We start from the raw sequence: 19,420 nt of genomic DNA, 5'->3' as shown, positions 1-19,420 counted from the left end.
AAAATCCCCCTCTATTTATAAAAACTTGTTTTTAAAATATCCAGATATTCATAAAACTCATCCCAGTATGGATCTAAATTAATTGAAGACATTTTTCGTCCAGCAAGTTGGGCTGATATTTCGTTCTGGTAGCCCTCAATTGACCACCGAACTAGCTTGAACGCTTTATCAACATCAATATCATCCCGGAATAACGTATTATTAATGTTGTCATAGATCTTTGAGTTTCCCAGTTTTTGTAACTCCTGAATCTTCTTCAACTGGTCAGCTGATACTTCTCCTTCACTGGTTAACAGCAGAGTCCCCAGAAAATTAAAGGTATCGGGATTATCAGATCGAGCTTTTGTTTTAACTCGGGCTGCCTGCTTCATTCGTTCAATAAAATCAGGTTCAGTTGTATCAATGAGGGTTAGATATTCATTTTTTACAATGTCTAATGTGTAATCTGTCAAATAGTGATAAAGTGCTTTTTTATTTTTAAAATAATAAAATAGCATTCCCTTACCAATTCCGGCGCTTTTTACTATTCGGTTTGTTGAGGCCTTTTCATATCCATTCTCAGCAAATTCTTTTAGTGCAGCATTGATAATTCGTTGTTGTTTATCATTATCGAGGTTTTCAAATTTTTTCGTAATATCCAACCCCCTCCTTTGCGTTAGTTTATTCCTAATTCATACAAAATAGACCACGTTGGTCGACTTCAGATTAACACGTTAGACCACCTTGGTCAATAAAATTCTGACAAAATTGAAGATTATAGATAACGGCATACTAATCATTTATGTTACGATGGAAAATGCTATGTATTCTAGCGTTAGGGGGGAACTGATGGGGACGATGTTTCAGGTAGTCATACCGATTTTTGCTATCATTTTATGTGGATTCTTAGCTGGAAGGCTTTCCTTATTACCAACTCATGGTACATCATCTTTGAACTATTTCGTGTATTACTTTGCACTCCCAGCGTTACTATTTTTCTCGTTATCTACTGCACCCATTGAGCAAATCACGAATACAAATTTTATTATTATAAATTTAGTTATTACTTTAATTTGCTTTGTCGTGACCGTAGCTATATTTAAATTTATTTTTAAAAAGAAGTTCCCTGAGGTGACGATGTATGGAATGATTACCACTTACGGAAACACAGGATTTCTCGGTATCCCTTTATTAATTGCTGCGTTTGGACAAGAAGCTGCAATACCAGCCGCAATCGCAACATTTATATACGACCTAACAGTTATTACACTTATTATCGTTTCCTTTGAAGCAGCAAAAGCGATAAATACCAAGAATGGTAAAAAGGTGAAAATCGTTCCTATGTTTGGGTCTATCGTAAAGCCTATTCTGTTAAATCCAATTAACGCCTCATTAGTATTTGGGATTATCGTAGCCTTTTTAGAAATCCCACTGCCTGAATCTTTCTATGTATTCACAGAAGGACTTGGTCCTGCTGCAGGTCCCACTGCTTTATTTGCTCTGGGACTGGGTCTGTCAGGTGAACGAAGCATATTAAAAAATAAAGAGTACAATGTATCTGAATTTATCACGCTATTAAGCTTGAAATTAATATTTTTGCCTTTACTGGCTATTTTTTTCGTTTATATTGTTTTTCCAATCGACGACAATTTATGGGCAACTACGATTATTATTCTTTCGGCTTTACCAACTGGGGCAATTGTATACGTCTTTGCAGAAAAATATAATACTTTGGTTAAGCAAGTACCGTTATACATACTCGCTACCACGCTGATTTCAATTATCACAATCTCGATATTCCTTATTTTAATTGTTGGATAGAACGTTCTTCCGCTCAAGCAGTAAAGGGAAATTAAATAAATAACATCGTTAGCGGACACCTATATATCCGCTAACTTTTATTTTGTAATATAAGCTGATGGGCAATCTATGCCATTATTCAACAATATCCTGCAACGCTTCCATATCAATGAGTTTAATTTTTCGCTGACCCGTTTGCTTAATCCAGCCTTTTTCTTCAAAACTGGTTAATCGGCGACTAAGCGTTTCCTGTGTACTTCCTATATAAGAAGCGAGGTCCTTAGCGAGGTCCTTCTTACTCATTGGCAAAATAATTTCAGATGCAGCCCCTGAATTCGTCTTTTTCTCTACCTGTTCCATTAAATAAGATGCCAGCCGCTTCTCAACATCCTTCGAGCTTAACCGTTCAATTGACTTTTCAGCATCCTTCAGCCGCTTGCTGCTTTCTGCAAGAATTTTAAAGGAGATTGTCGGCTTTTCGACAAGAAATTCTTGTAAATCATTTTTATGAATAGCACAAATCTCTGTCCGTTCGACGGTTTCTGCGTAACTAGTCAGCAATTCATCCGTAAAGACAGATAATTCTCCCATAAAATCTCCCGGATTTAATATTCGGATCAATTGTTCTTTCCCCGACTCGGATAGGTTATAAATTTTAACTTTTCCCCGATGCACGATATATAAATATTCGGACGGATCTCCAGCCTGAAAAATAATTTCCTTTTTTTCATATGTTTTACTTCTGCTTGTTTTGGCCACATCAACCTGCTCTGAATGATCAAGATGGTTAAAAATCGGCACCAATGAAACACAAAGTTTTTTGGCAGACTCATTATGTTCAAGACTATCGCCCTTCATTTTTTCCGCCTCCGCAACAATTCAAAATAATTTCTCTAACTACATTATAACAGAGGACGTTAAATAAAGAGCAGTCCTGAATTATTAAGACACAACCGGGTAGCCTAGTTTCTCAATGGTTGTTTTCAAGTCTTCTGAAGTCACCTTATCCTGATCAAATGTTGCCTTAACTTTACTGGAGTTGAACATGACTTTTGCTTCTTCAACTCCCTCCATTTTTCCTACTTTACCTTCAATCTTTTTGATGCATGATGGACATGTTAATGGTTCTAATTGAAATTTAATTGTTTTCATTTTAATTACTCCCTCCTTGTTTCTATCTTCATTATAAGCTGTTATACCATCGATTACCTTGATGCAAATCAATTTTTGAACAAAAGCGTAAGCGCCTGTTCAGCGCCGTATGGACTGTGCTCAGCGCTGCGGGTGGGTCGACGTTACCGCGCAAAGCGGCGGTGTTAGTCGATCTTCCTTTTCCCGTGTGAGATAAAGGATACACGAAGAGCGTAAGCTCTCCACAGGACGTGGGGTAGTTCGACGTTGCCACAGGATGTGGTGGTTTTAGTCGAACATCCTTTATTTCTTAATCGTAAACACGGGGAGGGAAGTCCACTAGGCGCTAGGAGCTGGACGTGGCTTATATTGTAACCTAAATATATAACTGCCAACTTTTATACTCTTTAGTATTTAAAAAACTCATAAATAGGATAATTATGGACAACGTAACTGTAGTGAATTTGAATGGAGGATGAAACGAATGAATGATAAACATAAGAATCAAACAAATATTGAAAACGAAGATACATTAACGAACAGACAAGGACATCCTGTTACAAACAATCAGGACATAAGAACAGTAGGAAATCGCGGTCCTTCTACATTGGAGAACTACGATTACATTGAAAAGATAAGCCACTTCGATAGAGAAGAAGTTCCAGAGCGTATTGTTCACGCACGGGGAGCAGGTGCGCATGGTTATTTTGAGACATATGGAACGGCTGGAGATGACCCCGTATCGAAATATACGAGGGCTAAATTATTTCAGGAAAAAGGAAAGCAAACACCTGTCTTTGTACGCTTTTCGTCAGTTGTTCACGGGGGACATTCCCCGGAAACATTACGTGATCCACGAGGGTTCGCTGTTAAATTTTATACGGAAGATGGTAACTGGGATCTTGTTGGTAATAACTTAAAAATTTTTTTTATTCGTGATGCAATCAAGTTTCCAGATATGATTCATGCATTTAAACCAGACCCAGTAACAAACATTCAAGATAGCGAACGGTTCTTCGATTTTTGCTCGAACTCCCCTGAATCATTCCATATGGTTACGTTTGTTTATTCACCATGGGGAATTCCAGCTAATTATCGGTTAATGCAAGGGTCTGGCGTCAATACGTATAAATGGGTGAACAACGACGGAGAAGCTGTTCTTGTTAAGTATCATTGGGAACCGACACAGGGCATCAAAAACCTGACAGTTAAAGAAGCAAACGAGATCCAGGCCACAAACTTCAACCATGCAACCCAGGATTTATATGATGCAATTGAAAATGGTGATTACCCTGAATGGGAGCTTTACGTACAAATTATGAGCGATGATGAGCACCCTGAATTAGACTTTGATCCGCTTGATGATACAAAACTCTGGCCCGAAGACCAATTCCCATGGTTACCTGTTGGAAAAATGGTATTAAATAAAAACCCGGAAAATTATTTTACTGAGGTAGAACAGGCTGCATTTGGCACAGGAGTTCTTGTAGATGGTCTTGATTTCTCAGATGATAAAATGCTGCAAGGCCGGACATTCTCTTATTCAGATACGCAACGATATCGTGTCGGAGCTAACTATTTACAATTACCGATTAATGCTGCTAAAAAAAGAGTGGCTACAAACCATGAAGGCGGACAAATGCGCTATGAACCAGAAAATTCATCAGGGAAAAATCCGCACGTTAATTACGAACCATCAACGCTTGGCGGATTAAAAGAAGCAAAGCAGATTGGAAAGGAATATACTCCAAAAGTTGAAGGAAACCTCGTTCGAGAACCGATTGACCGCCAAAGTAATACAAAACAAGCTGGTGAAACATATCGTATGTTCAAAGATTGGGAAAGAGATGAGTTAATAGCTAACCTTGTCGGTGATATTTCAGAATGTGACCAGCGAATCCAGGATAAAATGGTAGCACTTGCAGAAGATGCAGATGAAGAATACGGTCGCCGTCTTCGAGAAGGATTAGCCGAGACAAGCAAAATGACGACAGGGGGGACAAGTAAAAACCCGCTTGGAAATAAAGATAGTGAGAAAGCACCTGAAGAAGCTGTCAAAAAATCACATGATGCTGACCCGTATTAATTGAGTGCTGTGAGGTGCGCTGACCGTATTAGCTAGGGAAGGCTCGGATTCAGTCTTCCCAGCGATTATTAAGTCTCCATCGCACTTATTTTTTTGTTAATATATAATTGTTATTTTGAATGATACAGGAATGAGGGGTTTAAGCGAGCAGAATATGAATCCACAAACCAATGAAGTGAATCGTGGTTCCGCTAAATTGGTAAGAAAGCTGTTCTAGAAGGTTGAAACGATTCCTGGTTCCGTTATTTATCCAATAACAATGAAAAAAGTGGCTAATTAGGGTGAATAGCGGAATGAGGATTACATAACACGATCAAAATAGGCGTTTTTAAGGAAATAACGGAATGAGGATCCGCCAAATCCGTGGACACCAGCCTGTCTAGTGAATAAGTACAAGAGTGCTAGCGGGTAACCTTAACTGAAGTAGGTCAATATGCAAAGCTCAGAATAAATTCTGAGCTTTTTTTCTTGCTGCTTATATTGCTAATTTTCTGTCGAAAGATATGTTGATTGGTTTGTTATTTACATTGATATTAGTGTTTAACTGACCTCGTTATCTTGATGAGCAGGTATTTTTATTCTTGATTAGTAGTAATCATTGATGGATAAACCTTTCTTTTTTCGAAGTAATGAGCGTTGGAGGTTTTCTAGATGAAGTTAACAGCATTGTTTACTTGGCTGCGATATTAGAAAGCTTTGCTTATCGCCAGCTTTAATATAAATAAGCCTTAGATGCACTTATGCAGTAAGGAAGGATTTATACCTTCTTAACTGCCGAACAAAAGAATTGAACCATCGTCTCTTTTTTGGTTTTACTTGATAAGTACTTGGTGAATTATCAAATCTGCAATTTGCATTTGCGGCTTTTTCTGTCTGTGCTTTATAATTACTAATCCCATACTCGAGAACATTTACGTTGAAATCCATTATTTATGCCTCCCTGCTGTGTTATTTTCTGTATTAATCATACCTTTAGAACTAGCTTTCAGTCATCGGTACATGGGATGATAATTAGACACAAATAACCCCTGCTATCAAAGTAGCGAATTTACGCCTCTAGGATGAAACTCGAATTAGATAAAGCACTATCTTCCCTGTCAATCATATAAGAATGTTAAAATAGACTTAATAAAAGAAAAGAGGTGCTTTTTTGAAAAAAATCACATTAGGCAACAGTGACTTAGAAGTATCCACAATAGGATTAGGTTGTATGCGCATGAATGATCTTACCCCAATGAAAGCAAAACACGTAATCAATAATGCTTTAGATTTAGGAATTAACTTCTTTGACCATGCAGATATCTATGGTGATGGAAAATCTGAGGAAGTCTTTGCTGAGGCACTTAAATTATCGCCTGCTAATCGCGAGGAAATGGTATTACAAACAAAATGCGGAATTCGTAAAGGTTATTTTGATTTTTCCAAAGAACATATATTAAAGTCTGCTGATGATAGTCTGCAACGACTAGACACCGATTTTATCGATATTTTACTGCTACATCGACCTGACACATTGGTTGAACCAGAAGAAGTTGCCGAGGCATTCACACGATTAAAAGAAAATGGTAAAGTACGCCGATTTGGTGTGAGCAACCAGAATACGATGCAAATTGAACTGCTTAAGAAATACCTGAAGCAAGACTTGATTGTAAACCAGCTTCAGTTCAGTATCATGCATACTGGCATGATTGATGCAGGGCTGAATGTAAATATGAAAAATAACTCAGCAACAGTAAGAGACAGCAGTATTCTGGAATACAGTCGCCTGAACAATATGACGATTCAAGCTTGGTCACCCTTCCAATATGGAATGATTGAAGGTGCATTTATTGGAAATGATGAATTCCCGGAAATAAATGCAAAACTTCAAGAATTAGCATCTAAAAAAGGGGTAACTGACTCCGCCATTGCTATAGCATGGATTCTAAGGCATCCTGCAAATATCCAGCCAATTGTCGGTACTATGAACCCAGAACGTTTAACAGGAATAGCCGAGGCATCTGATATCGACCTAACAAGAGAGGAATGGTATGAAATTTATCGTGCAGCAGGAAATGAACTTCCATAACTTCCTTATGAAATCAAAAAGCTTGGCATTCGTGAAAGGGATTCTTATGAAAGCGTACTTTGCTTTTTAAAAACCGTTTATACTTTGGAGTGCTAACCATAATTGGGAATGCCTTAGTTGCACTTATGCAGTAAGAAATTTTTTCTACTTTTGTATAAATACACCCCTCTAGCTCTATTACAAATTCATTTTCATAAAAGTTGGTTGCTGCGCATTGCGGAGCCACGGATGTTTTCTGAAATAAATTTTTTCTAAACCTTTTATTTTTTAGCGGACATAGGAGACGCTATTTCGATAAAAAAGTCACCTTTTCGAAGTTATCCGGACACAGAAGCCCTTATTTCACATATATCATGGTTAATAGAGGGGATTTGTAACAAATAAGGTCCTTGGTGTCCGCTAACATCACCATTTTCCTCTATTTCAGTCAAATAAGGTCTCTGGTGTCCGCAAAAATCTCAAATTTTCATGATAGATGGTGGCTGCGCACTCGGCAGCCATATTGATTTCTTAACTGCTAAAAAAGGATCTCCGCAATGGAGATCCTTTTTCATGTTATGATTATGTGCTTTATTTAGTGGGTATATATGATTAAGCAATATGAAAGGAGCTACTTTTTGCTACTTACATCAACCATTATATTTAGTATTGCAGCGGCGGTATCTGTACTTGCAGCTATTCGCTTGGCAACTTATGCCGATATAATTAGTAGAGAAACAAAGGCTGGTGGGCTTGTTGTAGGTACAGTATTGCTTGCTGTCGCAACATCACTCCCTGAATTAACCGCCACAATTTCAGCAGCAGTCATCGATAATGCCGACATCGCAGTAGGAAACGGTCTAGGAAGCATTACATTTAACATATTTGCCTTATTCCTTTTTGATATATATTTTCGTAAGAAGCGTTTATTTCTAAAGGTGTCAAATAACCACTTTTACACAGGACTTTTAGGATTGACTTTATGCACGATTATTATCCTGTCACTTTATTTTAACTTAAACCAGGAATTTATCAGTATTGGACTGCCAAGCATCGCAATTGCAGTTGTTTATTTAGGTGGACTTTGGCTTATATCGTTAAAACACCAACAAGAGATCCATGAAGAGGAAACAGCTCCTCAGGAGACAGAAAAAACTGCTGTTTCTATAAAGAAGACCATTATTCGATTCATATTATTTTCATTAATTGTTTTTGCAGCAGGGAGTTCCTTATCAATATCAGGCGATTTTATTGCACAGTCAAGTGGTGTTAGCGCAAGTGCGATAGGTAGTATACTAATAGCGGCTACAACTTCATTACCAGACGCAGTTAGTGTTTTAGTCGCGCTTCGGGTTGCAAATGTTAACCTGGCAATCGGCACTATACTTGGGGGAAACATTTTCAATGTTTTTGTCATTCCAATTGCCGATATTTTCTATCGAAGTGACAGCTTGTGGGCCGATGCATCCAGACAGCACATCTCTACTGCGGCGGCAGGATTCATGCTGACATTAATTGTAATTAGCATTTTAAAGCGTGATAATACACGGAATACAATGACATATATTGCACCTTCACTAATTGTTGTAGCAGGATACCTAATTTTTTCTGCCTTTTACATCTTAGGATGAATTTCCTTGACGAATAAAAATTTCCTATATGGAAAATAAGTTAATAAAGACAGGAGGACAGTTATGGGATATATAAATAATGCGAAACTTGCTGTGGAAAACGCTCAAGGAAGATCAAACAGGATTTAGCAAGGTTCAACAACAGGTGAAGCTGGCAGAAAAAATCTTGAACGAAGCTAAACATAATCCAGCGATTAATAACTAAGTTAATACATTATAAAACTTGGCTTATCGACCTTAGTTGCACTTATACAGTACTTTCGTAACTGCCAAAAAAAGGATCTCCGTGCTAGAGATCCTTTTCATCAAGCTATTCTTGTTCCGCTAACTGGTTCTCAATTTCAGTCATAATCCTTCCCGCTTCTTCCCAGTTTCCTTCAGACATTGCCTTTTGATAGGCATTAAATAAGTCACCATACTGTCGCAGTTTTTCTTCTGCTTCATTTATCTCCTGTGAAGGTTCATCTGCGTTTTCATCCGCTTCCTCTGTTCCATCGTCCTCTTCTTCTGCTGCATCATCTTCTTCTGCTTGGTCTTCATTTTGACGTTCCGGATTAATTTTGTTCAACATCTCGTCAAGCGCTTCATCAAAAGTTCGTTCCATTACAATATTGTCACCATATGCCATTACAATTCGCTTCACTTCAGGAAGAGATGTTGCATTGGAGGATTCAATATAAATTGGTTCGACATAAAGAATGGTATCTTCTATTGGAAGAGCCAGCAGATTCCCTCGTATTACCTGTGACCCACCTTGTGACCATAAGTTCAATTGCTGCGAAATGTCACTATCCTGATTGATTCGGTTTTCAATTTGTTGAGGACCATATACATTTTTCTGTTTCGGAAAACGATATACAAACATCTCACCATAATGTTCTCCATCATTACGAACGCCTATCCAGGAAATCATGTTTTGCCTGTTTTTCGGCGTGTACGGTAACATCAGAATAAATTCTTCCTCATTTTGATCAGGCAATTTCATAGTAATATAGTAAGGTTCCATTTCAGTGTCTTCATTAAAATATTTCTCCGTTGGAAACTGCCAGAAATCCTCACGATTATAAAATACTTCTAAATTTGTCATATGGTATGTGCCATACATAGAAGCCTGAATAGAAAACAAGTTTTCCGGATATCGAAAATGAGCTTTAATATCTTCAGGAGCTTCACTAGTAAATAGCTCAGGAAACATGTTTACATACGTTTGTAATAAAGGGTTATCTGGTTCTGTTACATAAAAATTCACTTCACCTGTATATGCATCAACAACTGCTTTGACAGAATTTCTTATATAATTAACATTTCCCTGATATGACTCAGAGTAAGGGTAACGCTCTGCCGTTAAATATGCATCAATAATCCATACAAGACTTCCATCATCGCGGACAACAATGTAAGGATCTTCGTCATAATTAAAAAATGGCGCGATTCGATTGACGCGTTCCATAATATTTCGTGTATCCAGTAATTGACTATCATTTGTTACTTGATCGGATACAAACATGCGAAATGAACCTTCATTTAATGCAAATAACAACCGGTTAATTCCACCTAAAGGAATTCCTGAATCTGCATCAAAGCGGGTATCGACATTTTCACTTCCAGAAGGATAATCAAATTCGTCAACTCCACTATTAACGATGACATTCTGATAAGGTTCTTCCCCAAAATAGATTTGTGGACGGCTTACATCCAATTCCCCTTTTGGCGGAAGATTGTTTACAATAAACTCCGGCTGACCTTGTTGTGTCACTTTATTAACGTGACTCATCGCAATTCCATAACCATGTGTATACCTTAAGTTTTGGTTGACCCAAGTTTTTGCTTGTGATGGAAGATCATCTGTATTTAATTCCCTTGCTCCTAAGAATACTTGCTGGTACTCTCCGTCTATCATATAACGGTCAATATCGACATCATTGTACTCATAGTAAGTACGAAATGTTTGCTTTTGGTTATAAACGTCTAGCAGTGGCCTTGAGTCATTCATTCGTATGTTGTCTACCGTTTTCTTATTTCGTTCTACCATCGCCTCACTTAATGATTCATTTCCCGGGTGTTGCTTTTCATTCATTTCATCCAAGTCATAGGCAGCTCTTGTGAAGGACAGATTATGCTCCAAGTAAGGACTTTCTTTTGAAAACTCACTCGGGGACACAATAAAGTTCTGAACAACAATAGATGTCAGCTGCCCTACAATTACTAATCCAATATATGCAACGATTGGAACTACGATTGAACTTAGCCTTCCCCGAACAAGAGCTACAATCATCCATACTGTTGCAATAACTGCAGCGGCAGCCAACACGTATGACTTAGGAATGTTGATAATATCGTCCGTGTAGCTTAAACCGTACACAACGCTTTCCTGAAATAAATTCACTTGATTTGTCAAAAGCGTCCCATACGGAGCCAAAAGGTGAATACCTGCTAACAGCAGTCCTATAAAACCAAGGGTCAATCCAAGTTGCAATTGAGCAGAGCGGTTTAACCGATACATGTTGTAAACTGAATAAGCCCCAACTTCTGCCACTAAGAAAAAAACACCTAATCCCAACAAGAGATAAACAATGAATCTTAGAAATGGTAAAACAAACATATAGAATGAAATATCTAGATTAAAATAGGGATCCGTTTGTCCGAAAGAGACATGCTCTAAATATTTAAGTGTACGTTCCCAGCCAAACCCTTGTGTAATACTACTGCCAAACAGACCTATCAGAATGGATATTCCAACGATGATCAATAAGCTCTTTTTGCGATCAACTATTACCTGTGACAATTGACTGCTATCAAATTGATTAATGTACGATCGCCTTATCCAAAACAACGTGAAGAAGGTGCCCGCCGCGAATAATAGAAACCCTACTATGCCAAGCAATACTTTGCTTCCCAGTATGGTAGTAAACACATTTTCAAATCCAAGCGAGCCCATCCAGATATAATCTATAATCCATTGATTAGCTATTAAACCTACAATGATAATCAAAATAATACCAACTAATATGTAGCCAATCCAATTCAAACGCTTTTTCCATTTTTCTTTTTGTTCTTCACTAATACTTCCTTTAGTATCCAAAGTTGTGTCCCCCTGATATTCACATTATTTCCTTGTTTATGATGATACACCACATAGCAAGATTAAATTATACTGTTCTACATTACTCCTATAATACTTATATTCTTAGATACGTATTCCAGAAAAAATGGTTTTAAAAGATAGCGAGTTTAATAATAATGTTGAAGATGATTGATGATTCCAAAGTGGATGAATAGGTTATGTGTCATTGTTAGCTCGATGCATTCTGCCACAGGTTTTTATTAATACTGCAGCAGTTAGCATCGATTCTAACTATGCATTCTTAAGCTCTCTGCTTATAGATTCAGCAGTTATTTTTGAATGGGAGGTATGCCATAGTACTTCTTTGTCTTTTATCAAAAAAATCTGTGGTGATTCATGTTTTACATTTGTTTCGGCCGCAATCTGATTGGAGATATCTTTGCTTTCAATCACCTTTACGATATATCCATCAAGATTTTCATCGGATGCTTCCAAAAACGATTGATATTGCTTAAAGGCGCCAGCACTGATTGGGCATGTCGTGCTATGCTTAAACAAGAGAACGGGATTTTGCTGAGAATTCTCCCATACTTGTTCCAATTCTTCGTTGGATTGCAGTTCTTTTAATTCAATCATCGTGATTCCTCCATATTGTTATAAATTACAACTAGTGTCATTGTACTTGATGAATGGGGTATTAACTAGTAATTGAATTCAGCTATCCTTCTATCATCTTAACATGAAATGTCCTTGTCCTTGGACCGTCAAATTCGCAAAAATAGACACTTTGCCAGGTCCCTAAGATTAGCCTACCCTCTGAAATAATTAATGTTTCATTCGCCCCAACAACAGAAGACTTCATATGTCCATCTGAATTCCCTTCCATATGCACATACGCAGATTTATTTGGAAATGTTTCATCAAGCCCCAGTTTTAAATCAGTCTTCACATCTGGGTCCGCATTTTCATTAATCGTAATCGCTGCAGTCGTATGTGGGCAGTAGACAATCATTATTCCATCTTGAATACCACTTTCAGTTAGCGCTTCGTCCAAATAACGATCCAACTCGGTAAACGACTGTTTAGCTTTCGTGACAATAGTAAAAGTAAGTGTTTTACTCAAATCAATCCCTCCTTTTTTACGCCTTTATAACTAAAAATAGCTTAAAAGATGATTAGTTTCAAATATGGCCAGCTGATTCATTCGACCCCCAACAATCAGACTATTTTAAAAAATGTAACATTCCTTTAATCTAATAAGTAACAATATATTGAAAGGGGTTACAATTTTGGGTAATAAAAAAATAGTAAAGTTCTCTTTTATATTTTTAACAGCGTTAATTCTGTTTAATCCGCTAGGCGAAAATAATTCTTCTCATGCGGCAACAACTGATAACAGTATAGTCAACATGAGACTTATGGAAACAACGGACATCCATGTTAATCTTGTTAACTACAACTATTATCAGGACAAGCCAACTAATGAATTTGGTCTGGCTCTGACTGCAACACTTATTAAACAGGCTCGTAGTGAAGCGAAGAACCATATGTTGTTTGACAACGGCGACCTGATTCAGGGCAACCCACTTGGAGACTACGTTGCCAGAAACGGTCTTGAAGAGGGAGAAGTCCATCCTGTCTACAAAGCAATGAACCTCTTAGATTATGACACCGCAAATATTGGGAACCATGAATTTAACTATGGTATCGACTACTTAAAGGAATCCATTGACGATGCTAACTTCCCATATATAAATGCAAACGTCTACTATGATGATGGTGACAGCGACCCAACTAACGACGAAAACTTTTTCCAGCCATACAAAGTTATAGACAAGCAAGTGGAAGATGAAAATGGCAATACCCAAACCGTTGACGTTGGGGTAATTGGCTTTGTTCCACCACAAATCATGCAATGGGATAGCACTAACCTGGAAGGAAAAGTAATTACCAAGGGAATTTATGAAACAGCTCAAAAGTTTATACCGGAGATGAAGGAACAAGGCGCCGATATCATTGTAGCAGTCCCTCACTCTGGACTTGGCTCAGTTGAACTGCAAAAAGGAGAAGAAAATGCTACTTACAATCTAACGGAAGTAGAGGGCATTGATGCGATTCTGTTCGGCCATGCTCATGAAGCTTTTCCAAGCGAGTCCTTTGCAGGAATTCCCGGTGTGAACCTGAAAAAAGGAACAATTAACGGTGTTCCATCTGTAGAAGCAGGCTTTTGGGGGAACCACATGGGATTCATTGATCTGAAACTCGAAAAAAATGGAGAAGACTGGGATGTGATTGATTCCAGTGCGGAAGTCCGGTCCATTTACGACGAAGAAACAGGTGAAGCGCTTGTCGAGCCAGATCAGGAAATCATCGATGCTGTTTCAGAAGAACATCAGGCAACGTTAGATTATGTACGTTCTGAAGTAGGCGAAACAACTGCACCGATTCACAGCTATTTCGCGCTTGTTAAGGACGATCCATCTGTACAAATCGTATCCAATGCACAGAAATGGTACACGGAAAACGCAGTGGAAGGAACGGAATATGAAGGGCTACCAGTCCTGTCAGCAGCTGCACCATTTAAAGCAGGTGGCAGAAGCGGAGCTAACTATTACACGTATATACCAGAAGGTCCAATTGCCATTAAAAACGTGGCTGACCTTTACGTTTATCCGAACACCTTGAAAGTAGTCAAGCTAAACGGGGAGCAAATTCGCCAATGGCTCGAAATGTCTGCCGGGCAATTTAATCAGGTTGATCCAGCTGCCTCAGAACAGCAGTCATTAGTTGATCTTGATTTTTCAACGTATAATTTTGATATAATTGATGGCGTCACTTATGAAGTCGATGTGACTGAACCATCCCGTTATAACAATGACGGTGAGCTGATTAACCCGGATGCACAACGGATTGTAAATCTACAATTTAATGGTGAACTAGTAAATGACGGGCAGGAGTTTCTTGTTGCAACGAATAACTATCGTGCTGGTGGAGGCGGTAACTTCCCTAACTTAGATGGAAGTCAAATTGTCCTATCTCCACAGGTACAAAACCGTCAGGCGGTTATCCAGTATATTCAGGAAAACGGAACAATTGATCCTTCAGCTGACGGGAATTGGTCATTTGCACCAATTGATGGCAATCCGAAGCTGACATTCCAGTCATCACCGGATACACAGCAATTCACTAAGCCAGACGGGAATATTAGCTACTCCGGTGAAGGAACAAATGGTTTTGCCAAATATACCATTGACTTATCTAAGCCCGTAACGCTTTCATCTATCCAGCAGAACGTTGCGGACTTGAAACAAGCAGGTGAAATCGACCATCCATTGGCCGTTCAGCTAACGAATAAACTGAAACAAGCGGAACACCAATTGGATAAAGATCATCAAAAACAGGCGATTAAAAAAGCAGAAGGATTCTTAAAGCATTTGAATAACAAAGCAATGAATAAATTTATTACAATAGATGCAAAGGAAGACTTGAATAACGCTGCTGATGAGCTTATTAACAACTGGCAGTGAGAGGCACAAAAGCGCAAGCGCCTGTTCAGCGCCGTATGGACTGTGCCCGCGTATCGCGGGTAGGTCGACGTTGCCGCGCAAAGCGGCGGTCTTAGTCGATCTTCCTTTTCCCTGAGATAAAGGATACACGAAGAGCGCAAGCTGCCCCACAGGACGTGGGGTAGTTCGACGTTGCCACAGGATGTGGTGGTTTTAGTCGAACATCCTTTATTTCTTATCGTAGACACGGGGAGGGAAGTCCACTAGGCGCTAGGCGCTGGCCGGTGAGAACGCCACGTCCTGTGCCGTCACCGGCACTAGTACGTCCTGTACGTCGGAGCTGGACGTGGCTGATTCGGGATTCCAGTTATACACAGCACTTAAATTTTATAGTTTCCTAAAGAGTAAAGAAGTCCTGTTATGGATTGATTCCATGACAGGGCTTTTTAATGCTTTTAATTATTCTTTCGTAAATTCTTTTGTACTTCTTACCGTATCAATTGGGCGAACCATTTTTTCGATTTCTTCACGTTTTGGTTCCAGCATTGGAGGTAACGATAGTTTTTCTCCAAGCGTTTCATAAGGCTCATCACCCATGAAACCAGGACCCTCTGTGGCAAATTCAAATAAAATCTGTGGCGCCACGTTGATATACAGTGACCCGAAGAAGAATCGATCAACAAAGCCTGATGTCTGGAATCCTATGCTTCTCATTCGTTTATCCCATTCATCTAACACTGAACGATCTTCAACACGGAATGCCGCATGGTGAACTGTCCCAAAACCTTGTCTTACCTGCGGTAGAACTGTATTATACTCTACGACAACCTGTGCACCATTTCCTCCTTCACCCACTTCGAATAAATGGAAGGACCCTTCATGATCTATTTCTTTAAATAGAAGAGCTTTTTCCATCATTTCTTTGAAGTAATCAAAGTTAGCAATACGAACAAAGATTGGCCCTAATCCGGTAATAGCATACTCTAATGGGATCGGCCCTTTTTGCCAAGGAGTACCTGCAGCAACTCCATTATCATTTTCATCTGAAATCAGTTGGTAATTTTGATCATCAAAATCAACAAAAGGAAGTGTCTTTTTACCAAATTGCTCTTTAATTCCGGAGTGTTTTACTTCCAGCCGGTCAAAACGTTTCACCCAATAATCCAGTGCCGCATCACTTGGTACACGAAAAGATGTCTTAAAAATCTCATTTGTTCCATGTGATCCTTTTGGAATGCCAGGGAAATCAAAGAAAGTCATATCCGTACCTGCACTTCCCTTATCATCCGCAAAAAATAAATGATATGTTTTGATATCGTCCTGGTTAACGGTCTTTTTCACCAAACGCATTCCCAACACATATGTGAAAAATTCATAGTTCTTTTCTGCACTGCTTGTTATGGCAGTGACATGATGCATACCTTTCAAACCATTCATTTAAATTTCCTCCTATAATTTGTGGCTGTAACTCTATCTTCAACAGTTATATTTATTTTTAATTCAAGATAAATATAATACTGATAAACTTTAGTGTCAATAAATAAGGTTTATATTGATTTAATAATGGATGATTGTTGCTATTACTAAGCAATGAATCTTATAAACTGCAAAGGAATTGTATTAAAGCCTAATCTCTCGCCGTAGAAAGTGTGAAATTAGGCTTAACAGAACAACTTTATACCAGGATAAATATCTAGTTTTGTGTAGAAATCACATTTCATTAAATGGATTTTTCACAAAGAAATGCAAGTCTTATTCCAGATTATGTCGCAGTTTATATCAATCGCAAAAAACTAGAAATACTCTGTATAAAAATAGTTGCGAAACACAATTTATTACTGGGGTGAAAAAATGAAAAAACAACGCAAAAAGGATTTTCCCATTCCCACGGAGGCAAATTCAGACGGTGATGTAAGTATTCAAGATGGAATAGATGCTAAGCATCCTTTTGCCGAAGAAGACAATTTTGCAGGAGATTCTGTTGATGAACATAAGGAACTTGAAGTAGCCAATGAATACTTTGCGGAAAAAGAAATATCACAGCAATATAACAACTCATAGCTTTCTATTTCAAGTTCAATCACTTAGAAAAAGCCGCGTTCTTCAACTGAAGATGCGGCATAATTTCCAGATCCATTTACTTTTTTTGAATACTAACGGCCGTTCCATACACCAAAAGTTCTGCAGCACCATTGGCAATCTGGGATGTTACAAAGCGAACATTTACAACCGCATCAGCACCTGAATTCTCCGCTTCCTTGACCATGCGCTCTGTAGCCCTTTGTCTGGATTCTGTTAACATTTCTGTATACTCTTTCACTTCACCGCCAACTATATTTCTGAAACCCGCAACAAAATCCTTCCCAATATGTTTCGCACGTACAACATTCCCTTTAACCATTCCCTTCACATCTGTAATTTCATACCCGGGAATAGTTTCAGTATTTACTAACATCACGTTGATCTTCCTCCTTCTTGTCTTTAATTCTGTCTCTTATAACTCCGATGATCACTACCAGAACACCTGTCATTCCAATCACAATAGAGCTAATCAAAAAGATAGTATTATACCAAATGTTAATCGCAAAAAAATCAACGGTATAAGATAACAAAAATGTTAAAATGGAAATCCCAACAAGAACAACACCACAGCGAAATAAGATAACTCCAAGACGAACTATAACCTTCACCCGCCAATCACGACGTTCTTACTAAAGTAATACGGTTATAATTACAAAAGGTTCCAAAAAATCAGACATTTGGTTTTCAAACGACCTTACCTATGAACAAAAGCGCAAGCGCCTGTTCAGCGCCGTATGGACTGTGCTCAGCGCTACGGGTGGGTCGACGTTGCCACAGGATGTGGTGGTTTTAGTCGAACATCCTTTATTTCTTATCGTAGACACGGGGAGGGAAGTCCACTAGGTGCTAGGCGCTGGCCGGTGACGCCACGTCCTGTACGTCGGAGCTGGACGTGGTTGATTCGGGAGTTCAGTTATCCACAGCACATAAATTTTATAGTTTCCTAGACAAAGAAAAAGCCGGAGGAAACCCCCCGGCTTTTAAAAAACTATTTATTTTGTTTCCATTTCTAATTCAGCAGATTCTTCCACAGATGTTTCTACCGTCTCTTCTGTGTTTTCCTCTTCAGTTGTTTCTTCATCTGTTTCATCGTCACTCGCTTCTACTGCAAGTACTGCTGAGTTTTCTGAAGCATGCGCTTTTGCTACATCGCTAGCGTTTGCTGAAGCTTGTGCGTTGATTTTGTTTTCTTGTGATTTATTTACTTCCTCTTCTGTTGCTTCTTCATCTGTTACTGATTCTTCTGTTTCTTCTGTTCCTTCTTCAGTTTCTTCTGTGCTCTCTTCTTCTGTTGTTTCCTCTTCTGTTGTTTCCTCTTCTGTTGTTTCTTCATCTGTTACGGATTCTTCTGTTCCCTCTGTTCCTTCTTCAGTTTCTTCTGTGCTCTCTTCTTCCGTTGTTTCCTCTTCTGTTGCTTCTTCATCTGTTACTGATTCTTCTGTTTCCTCTGTTCCTTCTTCAGTTTCTTCTGTGTTCTCTTCTTCCGTTGTTTCCTCTTCTGTTGCTTCTTCATCTGTTACTGATTCTTCTGTTTCCTCTGTTCCTTCTTCAGCTTCTTCCGTGCTCTCTTCTTCTGTTGCTTCTTCATCAGCCTCTACAGCTAGTACTGCTGAGTTTTCTGAAGCATGTGCTTTTGCTACATCGCTTGCATTTTCTGCAGCTTGTGAATTTACTTTATTTTCTTGAGATTTATTTACTTCCTCTTCTTCTGTTCCTTCTTCAGTTTCTTCTGTGCTTTCCTCTTCTGTTGCTTCTTCCTCTGTTACTGATTCTTCAGTTTCTTCTGTTGTTCCCTCTTCTGTTGCCTCACCATCTGCTTCAGCAGTCACTTCGACATTAGCCTCTTCTTCTGTAGATTCAGCTACAATAGATGACTGTGATGATGCATTAGCTTTTGCTGTTTCACTAGCATTCGCGCTTCCCTGAGATTTATTTTTCTTCTCAGCTTTTACTTCTTGTTTCTTTTCAACAGGTACTTCTTTTTCTGCATTAGAAGAAGCTGCATCTGTTGATTGAACACCTGCAAATACTCCAATTGTCATAACTCCTGCAAATACTAGAGATTTCATCCGTACGTTTTTCATAATTTAATCG

18 protein-coding genes are annotated in these 19,420 nt (G+C 38.6%); 7 read left to right on the top strand and 11 right to left on the bottom strand.

What is annotated here, in order from left to right:
- Nucleotides 1-11: 11 nt before the first annotated feature.
- Nucleotides 12-641, bottom strand: a complete 630-nt coding sequence (locus BLS02_RS15920) for a TetR/AcrR family transcriptional regulator (RefSeq protein WP_368073028.1) — start codon at nucleotides 639-641, stop codon at nucleotides 12-14.
- Between the two features lie 187 nt (nucleotides 642-828).
- On the opposite strand from BLS02_RS15920, the gene BLS02_RS15915 reads away from it, so the two are divergent.
- A complete protein-coding gene (locus tag BLS02_RS15915) occupies nucleotides 829-1,800 on the top strand; it encodes an AEC family transporter (protein WP_175559512.1) in 972 nt (323 codons plus the stop codon).
- Nucleotides 1,801-1,914: 114 nt separating this feature from the next.
- Here the strand turns inward: BLS02_RS15915 and BLS02_RS15910 are convergent, their stop codons facing one another.
- Both BLS02_RS15910 and BLS02_RS15905 read right to left on the bottom strand, forming a co-directional pair.
- Nucleotides 1,915-2,637: a Crp/Fnr family transcriptional regulator gene (locus tag BLS02_RS15910; protein ID WP_092494021.1), complete on the bottom strand. Its 723-nt coding sequence runs from the start codon at nucleotides 2,635-2,637 to the stop codon at nucleotides 1,915-1,917.
- A gap of 84 nt (nucleotides 2,638-2,721) precedes the next feature.
- On the bottom strand, nucleotides 2,722-2,931 hold the full coding sequence (locus BLS02_RS15905; protein WP_092494020.1) for a heavy-metal-associated domain-containing protein: 210 nt from the start codon (nucleotides 2,929-2,931) through the stop codon (nucleotides 2,722-2,724).
- A gap of 463 nt (nucleotides 2,932-3,394) precedes the next feature.
- Between BLS02_RS15905 and BLS02_RS15900 the strand changes: the two genes are divergently transcribed.
- Nucleotides 3,395-4,996 (top strand): catalase, encoded by a 1,602-nt coding sequence (locus BLS02_RS15900; protein ID WP_092494019.1) that lies wholly within the window; start codon nucleotides 3,395-3,397, stop codon nucleotides 4,994-4,996.
- 738 nt (nucleotides 4,997-5,734) lie between these two features.
- Here BLS02_RS15900 and BLS02_RS15895 read toward each other — a convergent pair.
- On the bottom strand, nucleotides 5,735-5,923 hold the full coding sequence (locus tag BLS02_RS15895) for a hypothetical protein (protein WP_092494018.1): 189 nt from the start codon (nucleotides 5,921-5,923) through the stop codon (nucleotides 5,735-5,737).
- Nucleotides 5,924-6,146: 223 nt separating this feature from the next.
- Between BLS02_RS15895 and BLS02_RS15890 the strand changes: the two genes are divergently transcribed.
- The 3 genes from BLS02_RS15890 to BLS02_RS19365 all read left to right on the top strand — a co-directional run bounded on the left by BLS02_RS15890 (nucleotide 6,147) and on the right by BLS02_RS19365 (nucleotide 8,879).
- Complete coding sequence (locus BLS02_RS15890) at nucleotides 6,147-7,064, top strand: aldo/keto reductase (protein ID WP_092494017.1); 918 nt, start codon at nucleotides 6,147-6,149, stop codon at nucleotides 7,062-7,064.
- Nucleotides 7,065-7,681: 617 nt separating this feature from the next.
- The gene (locus BLS02_RS15885) at nucleotides 7,682-8,674 is read left to right on the top strand and encodes a sodium:calcium antiporter (protein WP_175559511.1); all 993 of its coding nucleotides are present in this window, start codon (nucleotides 7,682-7,684) and stop codon (nucleotides 8,672-8,674) included.
- A gap of 79 nt (nucleotides 8,675-8,753) precedes the next feature.
- On the top strand, nucleotides 8,754-8,879 hold the full coding sequence (locus BLS02_RS19365) for a hypothetical protein (protein WP_302846753.1): 126 nt from the start codon (nucleotides 8,754-8,756) through the stop codon (nucleotides 8,877-8,879).
- A 105-nt stretch (nucleotides 8,880-8,984) separates the two neighbouring features.
- On the opposite strand, the gene BLS02_RS15880 is transcribed toward BLS02_RS19365, so the two are convergent.
- From BLS02_RS15880 to BLS02_RS15870, 3 genes are all read right to left on the bottom strand, one after another.
- Nucleotides 8,985-11,756 (bottom strand): UPF0182 family membrane protein, encoded by a 2,772-nt coding sequence (locus BLS02_RS15880; RefSeq protein ID WP_092494015.1) that lies wholly within the window; start codon nucleotides 11,754-11,756, stop codon nucleotides 8,985-8,987.
- Nucleotides 11,757-12,029: 273 nt separating this feature from the next.
- Nucleotides 12,030-12,374, bottom strand: a complete 345-nt coding sequence (ytxJ, locus tag BLS02_RS15875) for a bacillithiol system redox-active protein YtxJ (protein WP_092494014.1) — start codon at nucleotides 12,372-12,374, stop codon at nucleotides 12,030-12,032.
- A gap of 82 nt (nucleotides 12,375-12,456) precedes the next feature.
- Nucleotides 12,457-12,861 (bottom strand): secondary thiamine-phosphate synthase enzyme YjbQ, encoded by a 405-nt coding sequence (locus BLS02_RS15870; protein WP_092494013.1) that lies wholly within the window; start codon nucleotides 12,859-12,861, stop codon nucleotides 12,457-12,459.
- 166 nt (nucleotides 12,862-13,027) lie between these two features.
- Between BLS02_RS15870 and BLS02_RS15865 the strand changes: the two genes are divergently transcribed.
- A complete protein-coding gene (locus tag BLS02_RS15865) occupies nucleotides 13,028-15,265 on the top strand; it encodes a bifunctional 2',3'-cyclic-nucleotide 2'-phosphodiesterase/3'-nucleotidase (protein WP_439144726.1) in 2,238 nt (745 codons plus the stop codon).
- A gap of 438 nt (nucleotides 15,266-15,703) precedes the next feature.
- On the opposite strand, the gene BLS02_RS15860 is transcribed toward BLS02_RS15865, so the two are convergent.
- Complete coding sequence (locus tag BLS02_RS15860) at nucleotides 15,704-16,681, bottom strand: ring-cleaving dioxygenase (RefSeq protein ID WP_092494012.1); 978 nt, start codon at nucleotides 16,679-16,681, stop codon at nucleotides 15,704-15,706.
- Between the two features lie 414 nt (nucleotides 16,682-17,095).
- Here BLS02_RS15860 and BLS02_RS15855 point away from each other — a divergent pair, with 414 nt between their 5' ends.
- On the top strand, nucleotides 17,096-17,305 hold the full coding sequence (locus BLS02_RS15855) for a hypothetical protein (protein WP_092494011.1): 210 nt from the start codon (nucleotides 17,096-17,098) through the stop codon (nucleotides 17,303-17,305).
- Between the two features lie 76 nt (nucleotides 17,306-17,381).
- On the opposite strand, the gene BLS02_RS15850 is transcribed toward BLS02_RS15855, so the two are convergent.
- The 3 genes from BLS02_RS15850 to BLS02_RS18820 form a co-directional block, all read right to left on the bottom strand.
- The gene (locus BLS02_RS15850) at nucleotides 17,382-17,699 is read right to left on the bottom strand and encodes a YbjQ family protein (RefSeq protein WP_425445163.1); all 318 of its coding nucleotides are present in this window, start codon (nucleotides 17,697-17,699) and stop codon (nucleotides 17,382-17,384) included.
- Nucleotides 17,683-17,934, bottom strand: a complete 252-nt coding sequence (locus BLS02_RS15845) for a hypothetical protein (protein ID WP_092494009.1) — start codon at nucleotides 17,932-17,934, stop codon at nucleotides 17,683-17,685. The genes BLS02_RS15850 and BLS02_RS15845 overlap by 17 nt, the downstream gene beginning before the upstream one ends.
- A 384-nt stretch (nucleotides 17,935-18,318) precedes the next feature.
- Complete coding sequence (locus BLS02_RS18820; RefSeq protein WP_139180807.1) at nucleotides 18,319-19,410, bottom strand: hypothetical protein; 1,092 nt, start codon at nucleotides 19,408-19,410, stop codon at nucleotides 18,319-18,321.
- Nucleotides 19,411-19,420 lie beyond the last annotated feature (10 nt).

Origin of the sequence: Virgibacillus salinus (assembly GCF_900102415.1) — a bacterium.
Classification (GTDB): Bacteria; Bacillota; Bacilli; order Bacillales; family Amphibacillaceae; genus Lentibacillus; species Lentibacillus subterraneus.
The sequence above is the reverse complement of the archived record's forward strand: the minus strand, read 5'-3'. Positions and strand labels throughout refer to the sequence as shown.